Source organism: Deinococcus sedimenti (assembly GCF_014648135.1).
Taxonomy (GTDB): Bacteria; Deinococcota; Deinococci; order Deinococcales; family Deinococcaceae; genus Deinococcus; species Deinococcus sedimenti.
Genome location: NZ_BMQN01000001.1, coordinates 389,175 through 408,294, shown reverse-complemented (window position 1 = coordinate 408,294; position 19,120 = coordinate 389,175). Strand labels below are relative to the sequence as shown.

Here is a 19,120-nt window from a genome sequence, read left to right as displayed (position 1 = left end):
GCGGGACTGCGCGTCCGTCAGGCGGTCCAGCCGCGCCAGTTCTGCACGGCTCCCATGATGCTTCCGCCGGGCAACTGGTAAACGGGCGCGTCGGTGGCGCCAGGGCTGGTGTTGAAGTCCACCGCCCAGCGCACGCCGCCGCTGATCACGAAGTCGATGGCATACAGCGGCCCCAGCAACAGGTCAGTGGCCTGGCCGTAGGGGCCGGTGGTGGGGCGTCCGGTGAGGTCGGTCCAGGTCGCGTCGGTCGGGCCGACGTTGCTGCGCCAGTCCCGGCTGATCATGGTCAGGTGCAGGACGTGGTCGCCGGCGATCAGGTCTCGTTCCGACCGACCGCCGTTGCATGCCGCAGCGTACCCTGTGGGTGGGGGCGGTGTTATTCGAACTGCTCGGCTTCTTCGAGCGTGATGCCCAGCAGGCCGTCGACGTCGAGCAGCATGACCTGCTGGCCGTTGCTCTTCACGAGGTTCGCCTGCTGCAGGCGCCGCATGACGCGTGAGACGGTTTCGCGACTGGAGGAGATGCGGGCCATGATGTCCTGGGTGGTCAGGGGCAGCACTTCGGGGTCGGGCACGCCGGCGCGGACGCGCTGCTGGTAGAGGTTCGTGAAGACGTGGCTCAGGGCCGCTTCGGTGTTCAGGCCGAAGGCGATGAGTTCGTCGTTCAGGAATGTGACGCGCCGGACGAGCATGGCGCTGAGGTTCCACAGGACGTCGGGGTAGCGGCGCAGGATCTGCTGGAAGTGCGTGCGGTACAGCATCAGGGTGGTCACGTCGCTCAGGGCGCGGACGGTGGCGCTGCGTTCGCCGCCGCCGAGCACGGCGGTCTCGCCGACGACGGCGGGGGCGTACACGTCACCCATGACGCGTTCGCGGCTGCCCAGGCTGACGCGGGAGACGCGCACCACGCCGCGGGTGAGCAGGTGAAGGGCTTCCCCTTCGGCGTCCTGTTCCAGGATGACCTGCCCGGCCCGGAAGTGGCGTTCCGTGGTGACCTGGGACGCTTCCAGCAGCGCCTCCTGGGGCACGTTCTGAAAGAGTGGGGAGAGTTTGAGGTCGTCCAGCCGGGCCATCGCCTGCCCATCCTAGCCTGTCCTGGCACGCCTGAACAGTCACCGACCTGACCAGGCGGGCGGCGGCGCGCGACAGGGGGGGCGTTCCGCTGTAGCATGCCCCGCGTGACGAGCCTGCCTGCCCGCCCCGCTGCCCTGGAGGGCCGAGACCTGATGCAGGCGTTCGGGCCGCAGGTCGTGCTGCGCGGCGTGTCCGTGGCCGTCCAGCCGGGCGAGGTGGTGGCCGTGACGGGGCCGTCGGGCAGCGGGAAGAGTACGCTGCTGCACCTGCTGGGGGGACTGGACGCTCCGCAGAGCGGTGAGGTGCACTGGGCGGGCGAGCGCGTGGACGTCCTGGGGACGCAGGTGCGCGCGCAGCGGCGCGCGGCGCAGCTGGGGCTGGTGTTCCAGCATCATTACCTGCTGGAGGACCTGACGGTGCTGGAGAACGTGCTGATTCCCACGCGTCTGTCGGGCCGGGGAGACGAGAGCCGGGCGCGCGCGCTGCTGGGCCGGGTGGGCCTGACGGGCCGTGAGTCGGCGTACCCGGCGGTCCTGAGTGGCGGGGAGCGGCAGCGGGTGGCGGTGGCGCGGGCCCTGGCGGCGCACCCGGCGGCGGTGCTGGCGGATGAACCGACCGGGAGTCTGGACCGGGCGAATGCGCAGGCGGTCGCGCAGCTGCTCGTGAACCTCGCGCGGGAGGAAGGGGCGGGGGTGCTGCTGGTCACGCACGACGACCGCCTGACCCGGTACGCGGACCGGACGCTGCATCTGCTGGACGGGCAGTTCACGGACGAGGCGCCGGATTTCGCGTGACGGCATGCAGGCGCCGCCCGGCACGAGGCGCGGGCGGCGGGGACTGATGCGGGTTACTGCTTGATGATCTGCGCGTCCTTGGGCAGTTGACGGATCGCGGTGGCGGTCAGGCCGCTGTTGACCTTGTAGCTGCTGACGGTCAGGTCGGCGATGGTCTTACCGCCGCTGAGCAGCTGGATGCGGGTGGGACGCCAGCCGGCCTCGGTGATCCACACGCGGCTGCTGTCGCTGCCGCCGGTCTTGGGGGTGGCTTCCAGCTGGTACACGCGCTTCCCAGCGGTGCCGGTGGTGCCCAGGAGCTTGACGTTGTACCGGGCGAGCATGCTGGCCGTGTTGGTCAGCTGCGTGAAGTCCAGGCCCAGCCCGGCCTGCTCGGCGGCTTTCTGCGCGCTGGTCACGGTGATCTGGTTGGTGAGGTACATGTACTGGCGGATTTCGGTCTTGTCGGCCACGATCACGTTGTCGGCCAGCGCGTCGGGCGCCATGAACTGCACGCGGGCGAGGCTCTGGGCGGGGATGGCCTTGACGGTCAGGTCGATCTTCTGCGCGGCGCTGTCGAAACTGGCGTTGCCGCTCAGGCGGAACGAGACGTCCTTCGCGGCCTTCTGCGCGGCGTCGACTTTACTTACGATGTCCTGCGCGGTCTGTGCACCCACGACGCTCAGGAGGCCCGCGAGGAGGGTCAGGGTCAGGCGTTTGCTCATGGGCAGCAGTATCCCGCGCACCCTCATGAGAAGGAGGGTGCGCGGCTGACGGCAGGTTTAATGTCGCGCCAGGACGGGATCTACCGTCACAATCGCGTCAGGCGTTCAGGGCCGGCTCAGGTCCAGGCGGTACCCCATGCGCACCCCAAAGCCCATGGTGCCGTCCAGCCCGCGGCCACCGGCCAGATCCAGGTTCAGCGTACCGGGCCCGGCGGGCACCGTGGCGTTCACGCCCGCCCGCAGGGGCGACGAGACCGCCCGCCACGGCTCGTAGGCCGCGTAGGCGCGCAGGGTGCTGCCCTCGCCCAGCAGGTCGGGGGCACCGACACTGCCGGTCAGGCCCCAGGTCATGTGGGCGGAGGCGGTGTTCGGGCGGCTGCGCCAGTCGGTCACGCCGGCCAGAGCGTCCAGGTTCAGCGTGACGCCGGCCGGAGTGGCGTACCCGACGCCGCCGGTCACGGCCAGCAGGTCCGGCCCGCCGCGCACGCCCGCGCGCCAGGTCACGGTGCCGGTCACCTCGGTTTCCGGTTCGGGCATGGGCGCGGGGTCGCTGCCGTCCCCGCTGTCCCCGGGCACGTCGGCCGGGTCGGGCGGCAGCACGCGGGTCAGGGCGCGGCGGCCCTCCACTCCCAGTGCCGCGTGCTGCTGCGGCCCGAACTCGCCGCCCAGCACAGCCACCAGATCGCGGTTCACGCGGTAGCGGACACTCAGGTCGGCCGTCCAGCCGCGCAGGCGCAGGTCGGCGGGGGCCTCCGCGTACGCGGCCAGCGGATCACTGCCCGTGGCCGGCAGGGTGAAGTACGCGCCCCCGGCCGTCACGGCCACCGGCCCGGCGCTGCCGCTGGCGCGGCTGCTCACGCGGAATTCGCGGTTCACGGTGACGGTTAGGTCGGTGCGGGCGGTGACGGTCGCCAGGGGGGGCAGGCTCAGGCCCTGTCGGTACCCGACACTCAGGGTGCGGGTGGAGACGCTGGCACTCAGGGTGCCGCCGCCCAGGCTCACGTCGTCCACGCCCAGCTGCGCCCAGGCGGGCCAGGTCCACGGGTCGGCGGGGCGTACGTAGGCCACGCCGAAGTTCACGCTGGTGGCCTGCGCGGCGCTCAGGGCTGGGGCGGCGAGCAGCGTGCCCAGCAGGGCGGCACGCAGGGTCAGGCGGAGCGGCATACCGGGCAGCGTAGCAGGCTCCCCGGCGCCGGCGCACCCCGCCTTCACGAACCGGTCAGCTTCGCGTGAGGTGCGGGGCGTACCCTGCGCGGTATGCGACCCCTTCTGGCCGTGACCGCCGTGCTGCCCGCCCTGGCCCTGGGAGCCTGCGCGCCCCTGCAACAGATCGTGCAGGTTCCGCAGGTGGAGGTGCAGGGCGTGCGCCTGACCAGCCTGACCCTCCCCGGCGGCTTCGGCAGCGCCCCCGTGGCGAACCTGACCATGAACCTGTGGGTCACGAACCCGAATCCGCTGCCGCTGCGCGTGGCGAACCTGGCGGGCTCGCTGATCATCGATGGGGCGAACGTGGGGGACGTGAACTTCCCGAACGTGGCGATTCCCGCGCGGGGCAGCTCGGAGCAGCTGGCGCAGGTCAGCGTGCCCGTCACCCTGAACACGGCCGCGTCGTTCCTGAAGGTCGCGCGGGGGCAGCTGGTCACGTACCGGGTGGACGGGGGGTTCACGGCGGACTTCGGTCCGCTGGGCCTGCAGCAGTTCGGGCCGTTCACGCTGTCGCAGGGCCAGTGGAAGCAGAATCCCATCGTGCCGTTCTGACCGCGATCTTCAGGTGCGCCCCGGAGCAACCGGCACTCCTGAGGGCTTCACTGCCCACCGCTGTCCCGTTCATGGATTCACCCCACCCGTCCAGAGGTGTTCAGACCTCCCGACAGAACTGCTGAAGGCTGCTGCGGGCTGCGCGCTACCCTGCGGGCGTGACCGACGCCACTTCTGCCGTTCCGGACCCGCAGCGGGCCTGGGCGTTCCGTCCGGCCTCTCCCCTGCCCGGCGCGCCCGGTGGGCCGCTGTCGGGATTGACGTTCAGCGTGAAGGACCTGTTCGGCGTGACGGGCTGGCCGCTGCGGGCCAGTACCCGCGCGCCCGTACCGGACCCCGGCCCGAGTCCGCTGGTCACGCGGCTGCTGGCGCTGGGCGCGTCCGCGGTCGGGAAGACGCACCTGCATGAGATCGCGCTGGGCATCACGGGCGTGAACGGCTTCAGCGGCACGGACCATCCGTTCCTGCCGGGCCGCGTGCCGGGCGGGAGCAGCAGCGGCGCGGCGGTCAGCGTGGCGCTGGGGCAGGTGGACTTCGCGCTGGGGACGGACACGGGCGGCAGCATCCGCGTGCCCGCCGCGTGGTGCGGCGTGGTGGGCTTCAAACCCACCAAGGGGCACCCTGCGTGGCCGACGGGCGGCGTGCTGCCGCTGTCCGTGACGTGTGATCACGCGGGGCCGCTGGCGCGGGACGTGGCGACCGTCACGCGCGTCCACGAGGCCCTGACCGGGCGGGCGGTGTCGGAGGTGGCCCTGGGTGGCCTGCGGGTGGGGCTGTGGCTGCCGGGCGGCTGGGTCACGGAGGACGTCCGCGTGGCGCTGCGAGATGTGGCGGGTACCCTGACCGGCGCGGGCGCGACCGTGGAGGACATGGACTTCCCCGAGGTGCTCGACGCGTACTCCCCGATCGTGCTGAGCGAGGCGGCGCACGTTCACCGCGATGCGCTGCGCCACGACGACCCGGGCTTCCTGCCGTTCACGCTGGCCTCGCTGCGGCAGGGCGCGGCCCTGACGGACACAGAGGTGAGGGCCGCGCAGGAGCGCCGCGCCGCGTACCGCGCGCAGCTGGACGACCTGTTCACGCGTTTCGATCTGATCCTCGCCCCGGCGGTGCCCACCCCGCCCCCCGCGCAGGGCCAGGACGAGGTCCTGCTGCCGGACGGCCCCACCCCGCTGCGCCGCGCGGTGCTGCGCCTCACCGCGCCGTTCAGTCTGCTGGGCGCGCCCGTGGTGGCCCTGCCGACCCGCACCGCGCTCATAGGTGCGCAGCTGATCGCCCCGCACGGACAGGACGACCGCCTGCTGGGACTGGCCCGCACGCTGGAACGTACCCTGGGACTCGCATGAAACCTCTTCACCTCCTCCCTGTCCTGGCGCTGCTGAGCGCGTGCGCGCCCGCCACCCAGACCCAGCCCACCTCCACCTACGAGGGCGAGGCCCGCTTCCTGCTCCTCCCGCAGAAGCTGCGCGTCACGTACACCGTGAACCCAGGCACGCACGAGGTCAGAGGCGAGTACCGCAACCTCAGCAGCCGCGACACCTTCACCCTGACCGGCACGCAACTGACTGGCCCGGACGGCGAGACGCTCACCGCGAAGATCGACCCCGGCGACACCCCGCGCCTGAACGCCAGCCTGCTGGGCTTCGGGATCAGCAACGTGCCCCTGAAGGCCAGCGGCACCCTGTCCGCCACCGTCACCGCCACCCGCCTGATCGGCACCCTGCGCGTGAACGGCCTCAGCTACCCCGTCACCCTGAACCGCGTGCGCTGAACCCGTCAGCCGCGCTTCATGAGGCGCGCGTACCCTCCCCCCATGCGCCCCCTCCCGCACGCCCGCCCCGCGCTGACCGCCGCCCTGCTCCTGCTGACACCCGCCCTGAGCGGCTGCGCCTGGGGCGCGTACTTCCCCGCCATCACGCCCCTGGAACGGCAGGTCAACGGCGTGTACGAGGGTGAAGGCAACGGCCCCACCGGACGCGTCCCGTACCGCCTGACGCTGGGCCTCGTGGAACGCGACGGGCGCGCCAGCGGCAGCCTCGTGAACCTGGAAAGCCGCAAGGTGTACGCCGGAAGCGGCACCTTCAAACGCTTCGTGGACGGCACCGAGATCACCCTGCAGCTGTTCGAGAACGGTGCTCACCGCGCGAACCTGTACGTCGTCCGCCACGACACGAACGGGCAGGTCAGCCTGGACGGGCACCTGCGGACCGTCCTGCTGGGCCGCGAAGCCCTCAGCTATGGCGTCAGCCTGCGCCCCGTCCCCGCGCAGCCCTGACCCTGCCTACCGGTTGAACGGCTTCTCCTGAATGAGATTGAACCCACGGGACTTGAGCGGAGCCGGACTGAACTGGGTGAACATCCGGTCCTCCCGCAGCGTCTGGAGGCCCGTACGGAGGCTGAGCCCCACCTGCACCGTGACCAGCGCCGTGAGCAGCCACGGCAGCACCCGCCGCCACACCGGACGCGGCGCCCACGGAGCCGCCGCCACCGCACCTCCGGTGAACGCGGCCAGCAGCCGACGCGCGTCCAGCGCCAGGAGCAGCAGCGCCGCCAGCAGCAGGTGACCACTGAACAGTTTCACGGGCACGTCGTAGAAGAGGTTCAGCGCGAACACGTTCGTCATGGTGATCGCCGCGACCAGTGCGCCTGCCGTCACGGTGCGGCGGTGCAGGAGCAGCAGCGCGGGCAGCACCTCGGCCACGCCCGCCACGAGCTGATACCCGGGGCTGGCCGCCATGATCCGCCACAGCAGACCCATCGGACTGGACTCGCCGTGCGTGCCCGCCAGCTGCCAGCTGTTCAGCAGTCCGAACTGCGAGAACGCGAACTTTCTCAGGCCGTACATGGTCAGCCACCAGATCAGCACCGCCCGCAGGAACGTCCGCAGGGCCGCCCGCTGGCCTGCCGTGGGCGCGGTCCGCTGCCGCGCGGCCCAGATCAGCCCGGCGGCCACCGCCAGCAGCAGCAGGCACAGCGTCCACGCCCAGTCGAACGCCGTATCCCCACTGCCTGTCGGTTGGGGAATGGGCGGCACCGGCACCTGAAAGACCGCGCGGCTGACCACGTCCGCGAGCTGCCGTAAGGCGGGCAGACCTTCCAGATGCAGGATCGGTTGCGTGCCGACACCCAGCGACAGGAACACGTACGACGCGGGGAAGGTGAACATCAGCCGCCGCCAGAACGGACTGGCCGTCAGGGCGGGTTCGGCGGGGGCAGCGTTCAGGCTGGTCACGCCTCCAGTGTGCCTCGCACGGCGTCGGCACGGGACCTCACCTGCTGCGCCTCCTCCCCGACCGGCTAGAATCCCTGTCGCTGCCCCTGCCTGCGCGGGGGCGTGGGGAAGGCCCCGGAATCCATCCGTCAGGCTGAGAGGAGAGACACACATGAAGGCAATGATCGTCACCTACGGGTGTCAGATGAACGAGTACGACACGCATCTGGTGCAGTCGCAGCTCGTGAGTTTCGGGGCGGACATCGTGGACAGCGTGGACGTGGCCGATTTCGTGCTGCTGAACACCTGCGCCATTCGCGGGAAGCCCGTCGAGAAGGTCCGCAGTCTGCTGGGCGACCTGCGCAAGATCAGGGCCCGCCGCCCCCTGGTGATCGGCATGATGGGCTGCCTGGCGCAGCTGGAGGAAGGGCAGCAGATGGCGCGCAAGTTTGGCGTGGACATCCTGCTGGGGCCGGGCAGCCTGCTGGATATCGGGAAGGCGCTGGAGAGCAACGAGCGTTTCTGGGGTCTGGCGTTCCGGGATGAGCTGCACGATCACGTGCCGCCTGCTCCGGCGGGGCAGTTGCAGGCGCACCTGACGATCATGCGGGGGTGTGATCATCACTGCACGTACTGCATCGTGCCGACGACGCGCGGGCCGCAGGTGAGCCGTCATCCGGACGACATCCTGCGGGAACTGGATTCGCTGCTGGTGACGGGGGTGCAGGAGGTGACGCTGCTGGGTCAGAACGTGAACGCGTACGGCGTGGATCAGGGCGCGCGGGTGGGCGGGTACCCGAGTTTCGCGAACCTGTTGCGGCTGGTGGGGCGCAGTGGGGTGCGGCGCGTGAAGTTCACGACGAGTCACCCGATGAACTTCACGGAGGACGTCGCGGCGGCCATGGCCGAGACCCCGGCGATCTGCGAGTACGTGCACCTGCCGGTGCAGAGCGGCAGTAACCGGGTGCTGCGGCGCATGGCGCGCGAGTACACGCGCGAGGATTACCTGCGGCACGTGGCGGACATCCGCAAGCACCTGCCGCACGCGGTCCTGGCGACGGACATCATCGTGGGGTTCCCCGGCGAGACCGAGGAGGACTTCCAAGACACGCTGAGCCTGTACGACGAGGTGGGGTTCGACAGTGCGTACATGTTCGCGTACTCGCCCCGCCCCGGCACGCCCAGTTACAAGCACTTCGATGACCTGCCGCGCGAGGTGAAGACCGAGCGGCTGGAGCGGCTGATCGCGCGGCAGAAGGAGTGGAGCGCCCGGAAGAACGCCGCGAAGGTCGGCACCATCCAGGAGCTGCTGCTGCGCGGCGAGGCGCACGACAGTGGTTTCCTGGAAGGCCACACGCGCGGGAACCACCCTACCGTGGTACCCAAGGCGGTCGGCGTGACCGGTCCCGGCGTGCATCTGGCACGGATCGAGCACGCGACGCCGCACATGATGTACGCGAAACTCGTGGACGCCCACGGGAACGACCTGCCGGAACTGCCGAAACTGAACCCGGAGGCCGCCGCGTTGACGTCGCCACTGGCGATGGCCTGAGCCGTGCTTGCTGCCTCATGGGATCAGGTGGAACGGCACCTGCGAACGGGGCACATGGGGCCAGTTCTCAGGGAACCATCATGTTAAAGCTGCGCTCAGACGCGAAAGTGAACCGCATGAAGAAAGTGATCCTCGCCGCGCTCGCCACCCCTCTCGTCCTCGCCTCCTGCGGCACCGCGCTGGGCGGCACCGACGGCAGTGAAAAGTTCCTGACCCTCACCAGCAGCGCCACGGCCGCGGGCGCCCCGGTACTGTGCAACGCCGTGAACGGCGCGGACAGCGGCACGCAGATCGTGATCGGGCTCGCGGCGGGCGGCACGATTCAGAACGTTCGCGTGACCCTGAAGGATGACGCCGGGAAGGTCGTCAGCACCACTGACGTGGCCGGCAGCTACCTGATCAAGGGCGCCAAGGACGGCGAGTACCTCCTGCCCGTGACGCGCAAGGCGACGGGCACCCTCACGGTCGACAAGGCGGTGGCCTCGACGTCGGCGGTCACGGTCAGCGGCGCGCCCGTCGGCACGCTGAAGACCGACATCGTGATCAACCGCAGCCGCAGCGCCGTGCCGCTCGCCAGCACGGTCACCCTGCCGGTGTACGCCTCCTGCGCGAAGTAAATCCCGCTCCTCTGATCCCCCGCGTGCTGCGGGGGGTCTGCCGTTCTGGTCATCCGACAGGCTGTACCGGCTCCGCTGGGGTGCGCCGTGACCGGGTAACGGTGGTCCGCCGGAGTGTCTCTTCAGCCGGAGGTCCCCATGTACCAGCGGCCGTCCTGTTCCCTGCGGCCAGGAGTCGGTCGCTGCGGTGAGAGTCGCTGACGGCCGTTCCTTCATTTGTGCAGGGAGGGTCAAGCTGCCCGTCATGATCGGGCGCGGTGCGGGCGACACAGTGAGAGGCATGAAGAAGTTGATGCTGGCGGCAGTCGGACTGACGGGATTCCTGGCGAGTTGTGGGTCATCCGGCGTGGCGCCGGACGGCAGCGGCAGCGCCCGGGTGGTCGAGGTGCGGACGGAGTACACGGTGCAGGGTTCCAGCCCCGCGCGGTACGTGGGCTGCGACCTGGTGAAGAACGCCACCAGCGAGAGCAGCGTGACGCAGGTCGTGGTGAAGTTCGCGGCGGCGGGCAGTATTCAGAACGTGCAGGTCACGCTGCGTGGCGTGACCAGCGCGGCGAACAACGATGCCGTGACCATCCCGTCGTCTCAGTTGACCAAGGATCAGGACGGCAACTACAGCGCCGTCTTCGATTTCGATTCGAGCAGCGGGAAGGTGCTTCCGGCGTCCATCGTGGTCACGCCCACGCAGCCTGCGATCCGGCCGGTGAAGACCGTCACCGTGAATGCCGCTGACAGGGTCGGGGCGTTCTACGCGGACCTGCTCGTCAAGACGGATACGTCCAGCATCGCCATCTCCAGCCGGGGCCTGGGCACAGTAGACGTGTATTCCAGCTGTTACAGCGCGACTGCCCAGCCGCTGAGCCGCTGACCTTCCCACTGAGCCGACCCGCGTCCATCAGCGAGGGTTGGCTTTTTTCTCACGTCAGATCAGGCAGACATCACGAGAGCATCAGGTTGGGAGGGCAGAGTGAGAGGCATGAAAAACAGTGTTCTGATCGGTCTGGGGCTCGTGGGACTTCTGGCAAGTTGTGGCAGTACGGTGGTGGTCGGCACGACGGACCCGGTCCGGAACCTGAAACTGAGCGCCTATCAGAGTCAGTACACGCTGCCGGCGGACTACACCGACACGGCGACGGGCACCACATATTCCAAGGGGACGTCCATCATCTGCGACAACCTCAACACCCGCCTGAGTGTTGACCTGACCTGGGACGGCTCGATCAACATGATCGGGGCGCGACTGGTCGGGCGGGACACTGGCCAGACCCGCACGGTGTACTCCTCGGCACTGGGTGACCTGTACTCCAGCCGCCCCACGACCTTCGAGTTCGTGGTGGGCCCGAACACCGCTCCCCTCAGCGTGGAGAGCAAGCGCCTGAGCAGCCAGGCTATCGTCGTGACGCCCGTGAACACGTTCACGGTCAAGGGAGCGACCTTCGTGGATCTCCAGGCGCAATCGTCTGACGGCACGAAATCCAACATGGTTCAGAGCGTTCAGGCGCTGCCTGTCGCCGACTGCACCCTCTGATCGAACCACAGCAGGACGCGCCGCCCCAGGCCACCGGGGCGGCGCGTCTCGTTGTGCGTTCAGCTCAGGGGGGTGAGGCCCGCCTCTATCTGCGCGCGGTGCGGTTCCAGGAAGGGTGCGAGGATCAGCGTCTCGCCCAGGTGGTCGGGGTGCTCGTCGACGGCGAAGCCGGGGCCGTCGGTGGCGAGTTCGATCAGGACGCCCTGCGGTTCGCGGTAGTAGATGCTGTGGAACCAGTGGCGGTCCACCTCGCCGCTGGTGCGCAGGCCCAGGCTGCTCAGGTGGGTGTTCCAGTCGTGGTACTGGTCGTCGTGGACGCGCAGGGCGATGTGGTGCACGCCGCCCGCGCCAGGCCGGGCGGGTGGGATGGTCGGGTCGATGCGGAGGTGCAGTTCCGCGTGCGGGCCGCCGCCGTTCATGGCGTACACGTGAATGGTGCGCCCTGGTTGTTCGGGGTCGGGGTACGTGCCTGCGGGCGTGAGGTGGTAGGCGCGTTCGAGGACGCGGGTGGTGGGGAACAGGTTCGGGAGGGTCAGTTCGGCAGGTCCCAGCCCCAGGATCTGCTTCTCGGTGGGGATGGGGCTGGCGTCCCAGGGGGTGCCGTCGGGGCCGCCCTCGACGAGGCTGAGGCGCTGGCCCTCGGGGTCGCTGAAGTCCAGGTGGGGGCGACCGTGGCGGGTCACGGGGGTGGCGGGGGTGCCGCTGGCGGTCAGGTGCGCCTGCCACCAGTCGAGGGTGCCGGTGGGGACGCGCAGGCTGGTGCGGCTGACGCTGTTGTTGCCGGGCTGTTCGCGGGGCACGTCCCACTGGAAGAAGGTCAGGTCGCTGCCGGGGGTGCCGTCCCGGTCGGCGTAGAAGAGGTGGTAGGCGGTGACGTCGTCCTGGTTGACGGTCTTCTTCACCAGGCGCAGGCCGAGCGTCTGGGTGTAGTACCCGAGGTTGGCGCGGGCGTCGGCGGTGACGGCGGTGACGTGGTGCAGGCCGTGCGGGGTGAGGGGCGTGGTGGTCATGCCCACACTCTAATTCGTTTGATGTTAAGCGATTGTAACGAGCCGACAGCCGTCACGCCTCCCCGCCCACGTCCCACGCGCCGCCCCGCACCACCCGACGCTCCCAGCCCAGCACGTCCCCCTCCTCGACGTCCGGCACGCCCAGCACCCGCAACATGTGAATCAGCTGCGCCCGGTGATGCATGGAATGCGTGATCACATGCGCGATCCCGCCCCCGAACGACTTCCGACGGGGCGGAACGTCCAGTACATCCACCCAGGTGTCGTCCAGCCGCCCCTCCGCCTGCATCCGACACGCCAGCGCCGCCAGTTGCGGTCCCACCACTCCCAGCCGCCGCGCCAGCTCATCCAGACCCACCCGGTCCCCCGGCCCCTCGCGGGGCGGGACGCCGCTCATAAGGTCCGTCCAGACCTCCATGTTCCCCACGATATGGGCCAGGGTCGCCCGCACCGTCCGCCAGCCCAGGTCGAACGGCTGATCCAGCCCCGCCTCGTCCAGCACGCGGGCCTGATCCAGCAGCCGCCCCGTCGTCCACGCGTCGTGCCCCAGCAGCCGCTCCAGCAGATCCATACCGCACTCTACCCACCCCACAACAGCACAACAGGAGAGCGGGCCGCAGGATCACCCCCACGCCCCACTCCCGACTGCCGACTTCCCTGGCGATGGTGTTCAGTTCCGGTCACGGGAGAACCGCACTCCCGCGACCTCCACTTCCAACCACCGCCCCTGACGACTGCTCGTTCCACTCGTTCAGGGCGCGGCCCTGAACGCCGTTACAGCACCTCGAACAGGCCCGCCGCGCCCATGCCGCCGCCGATGCACATGGTCACCACGACATGCTTCGCGCCGCGGCGTTTACCTTCCAGCAGGGCGTGCCCGGTCAGGCGCGCGCCGCTCATGCCGTACGGGTGCCCGATGCTGATGGAGCCGCCGTTCACGTTGTACTTATCCGGGTCGATCCCCAGGTGATCGCGGCAGTACAGGGCCTGCACGGCGAACGCCTCGTTCAGTTCCCACAGGTCGATGTCGTCCACGCTGAGGCCGTGCCGCTTGAGGAGTTTCGGCACGGCGAACACCGGGCCGATGCCCATCTCGTCGGGTTCGCACCCGGCGATGGCGAAGCCCTTGAACAGGCCCAGCGGGGCGAGGCCGCGTTCGCGGGCGACGTCGGCGTTCATGACGACCACGGCGGCCGCGCCGTCGCTGAGCTGGCTGGCGTTCCCGGCGGTGATCACGCCGCCCTCGAACACGGGTTTCAATTTGCCCAGGCCCTCCAGGGTGGTGTCGGCGCGGTTCCCCTCGTCCAGGGTGCGGGTGACGGTCTGGTCGCTGATCTCGCCGGTGGCCTTGTCCTGCACCTTCATGGTGGCGGTCATGGGGACGATCTCGTGCTCGAACAGTCCGGCCTGCTGGGCGCGGGCGGTGCGCATCTGCGAGTGGTACGCGTACTCGTCCTGCTGCTCGCGCGTGATGCCGTAGCGTTTGGCGACGATCTCGGCGGTTTCCAGCATGGGCATGTAGATGGCAGGCTTGTTCGATTGCAGCCACTCGCCGCGCAGGCGGTACTTGTTCGCGTGTTCGTTCTGCGTCAGCGTGATGCTTTCCAGACCGCCCGCGACGTACACGTCGCCCTGGCCGGCCATGACGCTGTTCGCGGCGGTGGCGATGGTCTGCAGGCCGCTGGAGCAGAAGCGGTTCACGGTCTGCCCCGCCACGCTGACCGGCAGTCCGGCGCGCAGGGCGATCTGCCGGGCGATGTTGCTGCCGGTGGCCCCCTCGGGGTTCCCGGCACCCATGATGACGTCCTCGATCTCGGCGGGGTCCACGCCCGCGCGGGCGATGGCGTGCGTGACGGCGTGCGCGCCCAGGTCACTGCCGTGCGTGTCGTTCAGGAAGCCGCGGTAGGCCTTGCCGATGGGGGTGCGGGCCGTGGAGACGATGACAGCTTCAGGCATGAGGTTTACTCCTTCGCGGCGTGCGCCGCAGGTGAGGGGGTGGGAACAATTCGGCGCAGTTGGGCCAGGACGAGCGCGGCGGTGTGGTCGGTGGTGTGGTGGTCGAGCACGAACTGCCGCGCAGCCTGCCCGAACGCCGCCGTGCGCTCCGGGTGCGCCGCGAGGGCCCGGAGCGCGCGCGCCAGCACGTCCGGCTGCGCGGGGACCGTCAGGCCGGTCACGCTGTCCTGCACGAGTTCCGCCTGCGCCGGAATGTCCGTGGTGACGACCGGGAGGCCGGACGCCATCGCCTCCAGAGTGACCAAGGACTGGTTCTCCGCCAGCGTGGGTTGCAGCAGTGCGTCCGCCGCGCGGTACAGCTCCGGCATGTCCCAGCGGCGACCCAGGAACCGGACGTTCCGCAGCCCCAGCCGCGCCGCGTAACCCTGGACCAGCTTCCCGACGCTGGAATCCATGTCCCCGACGAACACGAAATCCAGGTCCGGGGCGTGCCGCGCGGCGCGGACGCTCATCCACTGGTTCTTCTCGGGCGTGAACCGACCCGGAATCAGGACCGTGAAGCGCGTAAAGCCCAACGCTTCACGCAGCGCGGCGCGGTCCTCAGGGTTGGCGGGCCGGAACTGCTTGGGGTCCACGCCGTTCGTGACGAAGGTCGTGTCCCGCAGGCCCATCGGGCCGCGCAGGAAGTCCGCGCCCCAGCGGGACACGGTCAGCAGGTGCCCCGCGCGGCGCAGGGGGATCGCCTTCGTGAAACGGTACGTCTCGCGGTACAGCGCCCGCAGTGGCGGCGCGTAGTGGTAGTCCAGCTGATCGTGCGACACGACCAGCGTCGGCGCGGCCAGCCCCGGCAGCACGCGCAGGTACGTGCCGGGGTCCCAGGCCTGAAGCAGGCGCAGGTCGAATTCACCGGTCAGCTCCGGCAGCCTCGACGGGTCCGCGTAGCGCCGCACCGGAATCCCGGCCTCCCCGAACTGCGCGGCCAGTCGGTCCAGGCTCTCCCCCACCCGCAGGAACATGGTGGGCTGCACGCCGCCCGGCAGGAGGCGCGGCAGGACGTACAGCAGCCACAGTTCACTACCGGCCACGCGCGGCGCGTCGGTCAGGACCGCCAGCCGCAGCGGTTCAGGCATGGGGCACCGGGGCGTTCAGCAGCACGTCCCGCACCTTGGCGACGGTGTGTTCCAGCGTGTGTCGGCTCAACACGAATTCACGGGCGGCCCGCCCGAGTTCCCGCGTGCGATCGGGGTGCGCCGCGAGGGCGTGCAACGCTCGAGCCAGCACGTCCGGCTGGGCGGGGACCGTCAGGCCGGTTACGCCGTCCTGCACGAGTTCCACCTGCGCCGGAATGTCCGTCGTCACGACCGGCAGTCCCGATGCCATCGCCTCCAGCGTCACCAGGGACTGGTTCTCCGCCAGGGTCGGTTGCAGCAGCGCGTCCGCCGCGCGGTATAGCTCCGGCATGTCCCACCGGCGGCCCAGGAACCGCACGTTCCGCAGCCCCAGCCGCGCCGCGTAGCCCTGCACGAGCTTCCCGACGCTGGAGTCCATGTCCCCCGCGAACACGAAGTCCAGGTCCGGGGCGTGCCGCGCCGCGCGCACGCTGGCCCACTGGTTCTTCTCCGGGGCGAAGCGGCCCGGGACCAGCACCGTGAAGCGCGTGAAGCCGAATTCCGCCCGCAGCGCCGCGCGGTCCTCCGGCGTGGCCGGGCGGAAGCGGTCCACCTTCACGCCGTTCGTGACGACCTGCACGTCCCGCAGGCGCATGTCGCGCCGCATGAACGCCCCCGCCCACTCGGACACCGTGACCAGCCGGTCGGCCTGCCGGAACGGCGCGGCCTTCGTCCACGGGTACGTCTCGCGGTACGTCAGGCGCAGCGGCTGCGGGTAGTGGAAGTCCAGCTGATCGTGACTGATCACCATGCGGGGCGGGCGCAGCGCGGGCAGCAGCGTGCGGTACGTGCCGGGCGTCCACCCCTGCACGATCCGCAGGTCGAAGTCCCGGCTCAGGTCCGGCAGGTCCCGTAGGTGCTCGTAGCGGTGCACGGCCACGCCCTGCGCCTCGAAGCGCTCCGCCAGTCCGTCGAGTTTCTCCTCCACGCGCAGGAACACCGTGGACCGGATGCCGTCCGGCCGCAGCCGGGGCAGGACGTCCAGCAGCCACAGTTCACTCCCGGCCACGCGGGGCGCGTCGGTCAGGACGGCCACGCGCAGCCGCGCGGGGGGGGCGGAATCAGATTGAACCGGGTCCAGCATCATCCGGTCATGGTAGTGCGGGCCATCACTCACACGCCACCGCCAACCGCCGAACGGGACCGCACCGTCATGGGACCCGCTCGCCGGACTGCGGATCGAACAGGACCGCGCCGGGGCACAGCGCCCCGACGGCCTCCATGAGCAACACCGCGTCGTTGAAGTGATCCAGGTCCGGGTCCCGGCTCAGGCCCCCGAGAGTCAGCACCGCCCCGAACGTCTGCCCGCGTTCGTCGTCGGTGGCGACCGTCAGGATCACGTCGCGCAGCCCGGCCAGTTCACTGCTCTGACCTGAACCGTCATCGAGGGCGATGAAGAACCGGTACCCGCCGAACGCGACCTCCCCGGCCCGGTCACCGGGGCGCGGACTGGCTTCCGCTCCGGCGTGCCGGGCGACCCGCGCGCCCAGCCCGGTCAGGTCGGTGCCTGCCGGGAGGAGCGCGTGCGTCAGGTACGGGGTGACGCTCACAGCTCCTGCCTCAGCGTCCCCGGCTGGCGTCCAGCCCGGCGAAACTCTCGCCCTCGTCCGCGAGGCGCTTCAGGAGGGGTGCGGGCGTCTGGCCGTAGCGTTCCAGGTCCGCCACGACGTTTTGCAGGCCCATCTCGTCGGCGTACTGCATGGGGCCGCCGCGGTAGGCAGGGAAGCCGTAGCCGTACAGGTAGATCACGTCGATGTCCCCGGCCCGGGCGGCGATGCCCTCGTCGAGGATCTGCGCGCCCTCGTTCACCAGGGTGTACGCGAGGCGCTTGGTCAGTTCCTCGGTGCTGATGTCGCGGGGCGTGACGCCCTTCTCGGCGCGGTACGTGTCGATCAGGGCCTGCACGTCCGCGTTCGGGCGGGGTTTGCGCGTCTCGTCGTAGTCGTAGATGCCGCCGCCCGTCTTCTGGCCCTTGCGGCCGGTCTTCACGATCCGGTCGAGCCAGCCGTCCGGTTCGGGTTCGCCGCTGACCCTGGCGCGGTGCACGCGGATGGCGTGGCCGATGTCGAGTCCGGCCATGTCGCTCATCTGGAAGGGGCCCATGGGGAGGCCCAGGGCGTTCATGGCGGCGTCCACGTCCTCGGGGCGGGCGCCCTCCTCGACGAGGCGGCGGGCTTCCTCGCCGTAGCGGTGCACCATGCGGTTCCCGACGAAGCCGTCGCACACGCCGACGACCACGCCGACCTTCTTAATCTTGCGGGCGAGGGCCATGCTGGTCGCCAGGACCGTTTCACTGGTCTTGTCAGCGCGGACGATCTCCAGCAGTTTCATGACGTTCGCGGGGCTGAAGAAGTGCAGGCCGATGACGCTCTCGGGGCGGCTGGTGACGGCGGCGATCTCGTTCACGTCCAGGGTGCTGGTGTTCGTGGCGAGGATCGCGCCGGGCTTGGCGATCGCGTCGAGCCGCGTGAAGATGTCCTTCTTCACGTCCATGTTCTCGAACACGGCCTCGATGATGATGTCGGCGTCCGCGAGGCTGCCCATGTCGAGGCTGGGCGTCAGGAGGCCCATGCGGGTCTCGACGTCGTCCTGGCTCATGCGGCCCTTCTTCGCGGTGTTCTCGTAGTTGCGGCGGATGACGCCCAGGCCCCGGTCGAGCGCCTCCTGGGTGGTCTCCACGATGGTCACGGGGATTCCGGCGTTCAGGAAGTTCATGGCGATGCCGCCGCCCATGGTGCCCGCCCCGATGATCCCGGCGCGGCGGATGTCCAGCGTGGGCGTGTCCTTCCCCAGGCCGGGGATCTTCGCGGCTTCCCGCTCGGCGAAGAACACGTGGCGCAGCGCGCGGGACTGCGGGGAGTCCTTCGCCTGCATGAACTTCGTCGCCTCGGCGGTCCAGCCGTCCGCGAAGGGCACGCTGGCGGCCATCTCGGCGAGGTCGATGATGAGTTCCGGGGACAGCTGCCCGCGGTGGGATTTCTTGATGCCCTGGCGGGCGGCGGCGAACACCTCGGGGGCCGCGCCGTCCACGCCGCGTTCACTGATGCGCGGGAGGGGCCGGGCGTCGGCGATCTCGCGGGCGAAGGCGACCGCGCCGCTCAGAAGGTCCCCGTCGATCAGGCGGTCGATCAGGCCGACCTCCTTCCCTTCCGTAGCCTTGATCGGGTTGCCGCTCAGCATCATGTCCAGGGCCTTCTGGGCGCCGACCACGCGGGGGAGGCGCTGGGTGCCGCCCGCGCCGGGCAGGACGCCCAGTTTCACCTCGGGCAGGCCCAGCTGCGCGTCGGGGGTCGCCACGCGGTACGTGCAGCCCATGGCGAGTTCCAGCCCGCCACCCAGCGCGGTGCCGTGAATGGCGGCGACGGTGGGTTTGGGGAACGCGTCGAGTTTCTCGATGGTGCCGCGCAGGTCCGGCGCCTGCTCGCGGGGCAGGTTGAAGGTCCTGATGTCCGCCCCGGCGACGAAGGTGCGCCCGCCGCCGATGATCACGACGGCCTTGACGCTGTCGTCTGCAGCGGCGGCGTCCAGTCCGGCCTTGAGGCCCTCGGGGACACCGGGGCTGAAGGCGTTCACGGGCGGGTTCTGGATGGTCAGGATCAGGACGTCGTCCTGGCGGGACTGCGCGACGATGGTCTCGGTGCTCATGCGGGGCCTCCTGCGGGGCGGTCGGGTTGAGGGGTGCGGGTGTGCGGCCCCAGCTTTCCATGAAAGGCCGGGACGGTCAAACACGTTCACGTTCAGAGTGTAC

General features: G+C 70.1%; 21 protein-coding genes. 9 read left to right on the top strand and 12 right to left on the bottom strand.

The window, feature by feature from the left end; genetic code table 11:
- Positions 1-17 precede the first annotated feature (17 nt).
- Both IEY69_RS02050 and IEY69_RS02045 read right to left on the bottom strand, forming a co-directional pair.
- Positions 18-284, bottom strand: coding sequence for a hypothetical protein (locus tag IEY69_RS02050; protein ID WP_189071481.1), 267 nt, complete (start codon positions 282-284; stop codon positions 18-20).
- Positions 285-376: 92 nt separating this feature from the next.
- Positions 377-1,072: a Crp/Fnr family transcriptional regulator gene (locus tag IEY69_RS02045; RefSeq protein ID WP_189071480.1), complete on the bottom strand. Its 696-nt coding sequence runs from the start codon at positions 1,070-1,072 to the stop codon at positions 377-379.
- Positions 1,073-1,168: 96 nt separating this feature from the next.
- Between IEY69_RS02045 and IEY69_RS02040 the strand changes: the two genes are divergently transcribed.
- Positions 1,169-1,867 (top strand): ABC transporter ATP-binding protein, encoded by a 699-nt coding sequence (locus IEY69_RS02040; protein WP_189071479.1) that lies wholly within the window; start codon positions 1,169-1,171, stop codon positions 1,865-1,867.
- A gap of 53 nt (positions 1,868-1,920) precedes the next feature.
- Here the strand turns inward: IEY69_RS02040 and IEY69_RS02035 are convergent, their stop codons facing one another.
- Both IEY69_RS02035 and IEY69_RS02030 read right to left on the bottom strand, forming a co-directional pair.
- Entirely contained in the window at positions 1,921-2,571 is a 651-nt protein-coding gene (locus tag IEY69_RS02035) for an outer membrane lipoprotein carrier protein LolA (RefSeq protein WP_189071478.1), read from the bottom strand.
- A 105-nt stretch (positions 2,572-2,676) separates the two neighbouring features.
- Entirely contained in the window at positions 2,677-3,735 is a 1,059-nt protein-coding gene (locus tag IEY69_RS02030; protein WP_189071477.1) for a hypothetical protein, read from the bottom strand.
- A gap of 93 nt (positions 3,736-3,828) precedes the next feature.
- Here IEY69_RS02030 and IEY69_RS02025 point away from each other — a divergent pair, with 93 nt between their 5' ends.
- From IEY69_RS02025 to IEY69_RS02010, 4 genes are all read left to right on the top strand, one after another.
- Positions 3,829-4,329: an LEA/WHy family protein gene (locus tag IEY69_RS02025; protein WP_189071476.1), complete on the top strand. Its 501-nt coding sequence runs from the start codon at positions 3,829-3,831 to the stop codon at positions 4,327-4,329.
- Positions 4,330-4,487: 158 nt separating this feature from the next.
- On the top strand, positions 4,488-5,675 hold the full coding sequence (locus IEY69_RS02020) for an amidase (RefSeq protein ID WP_189071475.1): 1,188 nt from the start codon (positions 4,488-4,490) through the stop codon (positions 5,673-5,675).
- Positions 5,672-6,100 (top strand): hypothetical protein, encoded by a 429-nt coding sequence (locus IEY69_RS02015; RefSeq protein ID WP_189071474.1) that lies wholly within the window; start codon positions 5,672-5,674, stop codon positions 6,098-6,100. The genes IEY69_RS02020 and IEY69_RS02015 overlap by 4 nt, the downstream gene beginning before the upstream one ends.
- 42 nt (positions 6,101-6,142) lie before the next feature.
- On the top strand, positions 6,143-6,604 hold the full coding sequence (locus IEY69_RS02010; protein WP_189071473.1) for a hypothetical protein: 462 nt from the start codon (positions 6,143-6,145) through the stop codon (positions 6,602-6,604).
- A 6-nt stretch (positions 6,605-6,610) separates the two neighbouring features.
- On the opposite strand, the gene IEY69_RS02005 is transcribed toward IEY69_RS02010, so the two are convergent.
- Positions 6,611-7,561 carry a hypothetical protein gene (locus IEY69_RS02005; RefSeq protein WP_189071472.1) on the bottom strand — a complete coding sequence of 317 codons (951 nt, stop codon included), beginning with the start codon at positions 7,559-7,561 and terminating at the stop codon, positions 6,611-6,613.
- Positions 7,562-7,712: 151 nt separating this feature from the next.
- Between IEY69_RS02005 and miaB the strand changes: the two genes are divergently transcribed.
- The 4 genes from miaB (at position 7,713) to IEY69_RS01985 (ending at position 11,237) form a co-directional block, all read left to right on the top strand.
- Positions 7,713-9,092 carry a tRNA (N6-isopentenyl adenosine(37)-C2)-methylthiotransferase MiaB gene (gene miaB / locus IEY69_RS02000; RefSeq protein ID WP_189071471.1) on the top strand — a complete coding sequence of 460 codons (1,380 nt, stop codon included), beginning with the start codon at positions 7,713-7,715 and terminating at the stop codon, positions 9,090-9,092.
- 116 nt (positions 9,093-9,208) lie between these two features.
- Positions 9,209-9,709 (top strand): hypothetical protein, encoded by a 501-nt coding sequence (locus IEY69_RS01995; RefSeq protein ID WP_189071470.1) that lies wholly within the window; start codon positions 9,209-9,211, stop codon positions 9,707-9,709.
- A 280-nt stretch (positions 9,710-9,989) separates the two neighbouring features.
- Positions 9,990-10,577, top strand: coding sequence for a hypothetical protein (locus IEY69_RS01990; protein ID WP_189071469.1), 588 nt, complete (start codon positions 9,990-9,992; stop codon positions 10,575-10,577).
- Between the two features lie 108 nt (positions 10,578-10,685).
- Positions 10,686-11,237, top strand: coding sequence for a hypothetical protein (locus tag IEY69_RS01985; RefSeq protein ID WP_189071468.1), 552 nt, complete (start codon positions 10,686-10,688; stop codon positions 11,235-11,237).
- A 59-nt stretch (positions 11,238-11,296) separates the two neighbouring features.
- Here IEY69_RS01985 and IEY69_RS01980 read toward each other — a convergent pair whose 3' ends face one another.
- The 7 genes from IEY69_RS01980 to IEY69_RS01950 form a co-directional block, all read right to left on the bottom strand.
- Complete coding sequence (locus tag IEY69_RS01980) at positions 11,297-12,247, bottom strand: ring-cleaving dioxygenase (RefSeq protein WP_189071467.1); 951 nt, start codon at positions 12,245-12,247, stop codon at positions 11,297-11,299.
- 52 nt (positions 12,248-12,299) lie between these two features.
- Positions 12,300-12,818, bottom strand: coding sequence for a DinB family protein (locus IEY69_RS01975; RefSeq protein ID WP_189071466.1), 519 nt, complete (start codon positions 12,816-12,818; stop codon positions 12,300-12,302).
- Positions 12,819-13,021: 203 nt separating this feature from the next.
- The gene (locus IEY69_RS01970; protein ID WP_189071465.1) at positions 13,022-14,203 is read right to left on the bottom strand and encodes an acetyl-CoA C-acyltransferase; all 1,182 of its coding nucleotides are present in this window, start codon (positions 14,201-14,203) and stop codon (positions 13,022-13,024) included.
- Between the two features lie 5 nt (positions 14,204-14,208).
- Positions 14,209-15,333, bottom strand: coding sequence for a glycosyltransferase family 4 protein (locus IEY69_RS01965; RefSeq protein ID WP_189071464.1), 1,125 nt, complete (start codon positions 15,331-15,333; stop codon positions 14,209-14,211).
- On the bottom strand, positions 15,326-16,459 hold the full coding sequence (locus IEY69_RS01960; protein WP_229783561.1) for a glycosyltransferase family 4 protein: 1,134 nt from the start codon (positions 16,457-16,459) through the stop codon (positions 15,326-15,328). Before IEY69_RS01960 ends, IEY69_RS01965 begins: the two co-directional genes overlap by 8 nt.
- A gap of 64 nt (positions 16,460-16,523) precedes the next feature.
- Positions 16,524-16,922, bottom strand: coding sequence for a hypothetical protein (locus IEY69_RS01955; protein ID WP_189071463.1), 399 nt, complete (start codon positions 16,920-16,922; stop codon positions 16,524-16,526).
- A gap of 10 nt (positions 16,923-16,932) precedes the next feature.
- Complete coding sequence (locus IEY69_RS01950) at positions 16,933-19,017, bottom strand: 3-hydroxyacyl-CoA dehydrogenase NAD-binding domain-containing protein (protein WP_189071462.1); 2,085 nt, start codon at positions 19,015-19,017, stop codon at positions 16,933-16,935.
- Positions 19,018-19,120: the final 103 nt, after the last annotated feature.

Coding starts and splice junctions, on each gene's coding strand:
- IEY69_RS02050 (WP_189071481.1), bottom strand. CDS start 284: ATGATCAGCCGGGACTGGCGCAGCAACGTCGGCCCGACCGACGCGACC.
- IEY69_RS02045 (WP_189071480.1), bottom strand. CDS start 1,072: ATGGCCCGGCTGGACGACCTCAAACTCTCCCCACTCTTTCAGAACGTG.
- IEY69_RS02040 (WP_189071479.1), top strand. CDS start 1,169: ATGCCCCGCGTGACGAGCCTGCCTGCCCGCCCCGCTGCCCTGGAGGGC.
- IEY69_RS02035 (WP_189071478.1), bottom strand. CDS start 2,571: ATGAGCAAACGCCTGACCCTGACCCTCCTCGCGGGCCTCCTGAGCGTC.
- IEY69_RS02030 (WP_189071477.1), bottom strand. CDS start 3,735: ATGCCGCTCCGCCTGACCCTGCGTGCCGCCCTGCTGGGCACGCTGCTC.
- IEY69_RS02025 (WP_189071476.1), top strand. CDS start 3,829: ATGCGACCCCTTCTGGCCGTGACCGCCGTGCTGCCCGCCCTGGCCCTG.
- IEY69_RS02015 (WP_189071474.1), top strand. CDS start 5,672: ATGAAACCTCTTCACCTCCTCCCTGTCCTGGCGCTGCTGAGCGCGTGC.
- IEY69_RS02010 (WP_189071473.1), top strand. CDS start 6,143: ATGCGCCCCCTCCCGCACGCCCGCCCCGCGCTGACCGCCGCCCTGCTC.
- miaB (WP_189071471.1), top strand. CDS start 7,713: ATGAAGGCAATGATCGTCACCTACGGGTGTCAGATGAACGAGTACGAC.
- IEY69_RS01995 (WP_189071470.1), top strand. CDS start 9,209: ATGAAGAAAGTGATCCTCGCCGCGCTCGCCACCCCTCTCGTCCTCGCC.
- IEY69_RS01990 (WP_189071469.1), top strand. CDS start 9,990: ATGAAGAAGTTGATGCTGGCGGCAGTCGGACTGACGGGATTCCTGGCG.
- IEY69_RS01985 (WP_189071468.1), top strand. CDS start 10,686: ATGAAAAACAGTGTTCTGATCGGTCTGGGGCTCGTGGGACTTCTGGCA.
- IEY69_RS01980 (WP_189071467.1), bottom strand. CDS start 12,247: ATGACCACCACGCCCCTCACCCCGCACGGCCTGCACCACGTCACCGCC.
- IEY69_RS01975 (WP_189071466.1), bottom strand. CDS start 12,818: ATGGATCTGCTGGAGCGGCTGCTGGGGCACGACGCGTGGACGACGGGG.
- IEY69_RS01970 (WP_189071465.1), bottom strand. CDS start 14,203: ATGCCTGAAGCTGTCATCGTCTCCACGGCCCGCACCCCCATCGGCAAG.
- IEY69_RS01965 (WP_189071464.1), bottom strand. CDS start 15,333: ATGCCTGAACCGCTGCGGCTGGCGGTCCTGACCGACGCGCCGCGCGTG.
- IEY69_RS01960 (WP_229783561.1), bottom strand. CDS start 16,459: ATGATGCTGGACCCGGTTCAATCTGATTCCGCCCCCCCCGCGCGGCTG.
- IEY69_RS01950 (WP_189071462.1), bottom strand. CDS start 19,017: ATGAGCACCGAGACCATCGTCGCGCAGTCCCGCCAGGACGACGTCCTG.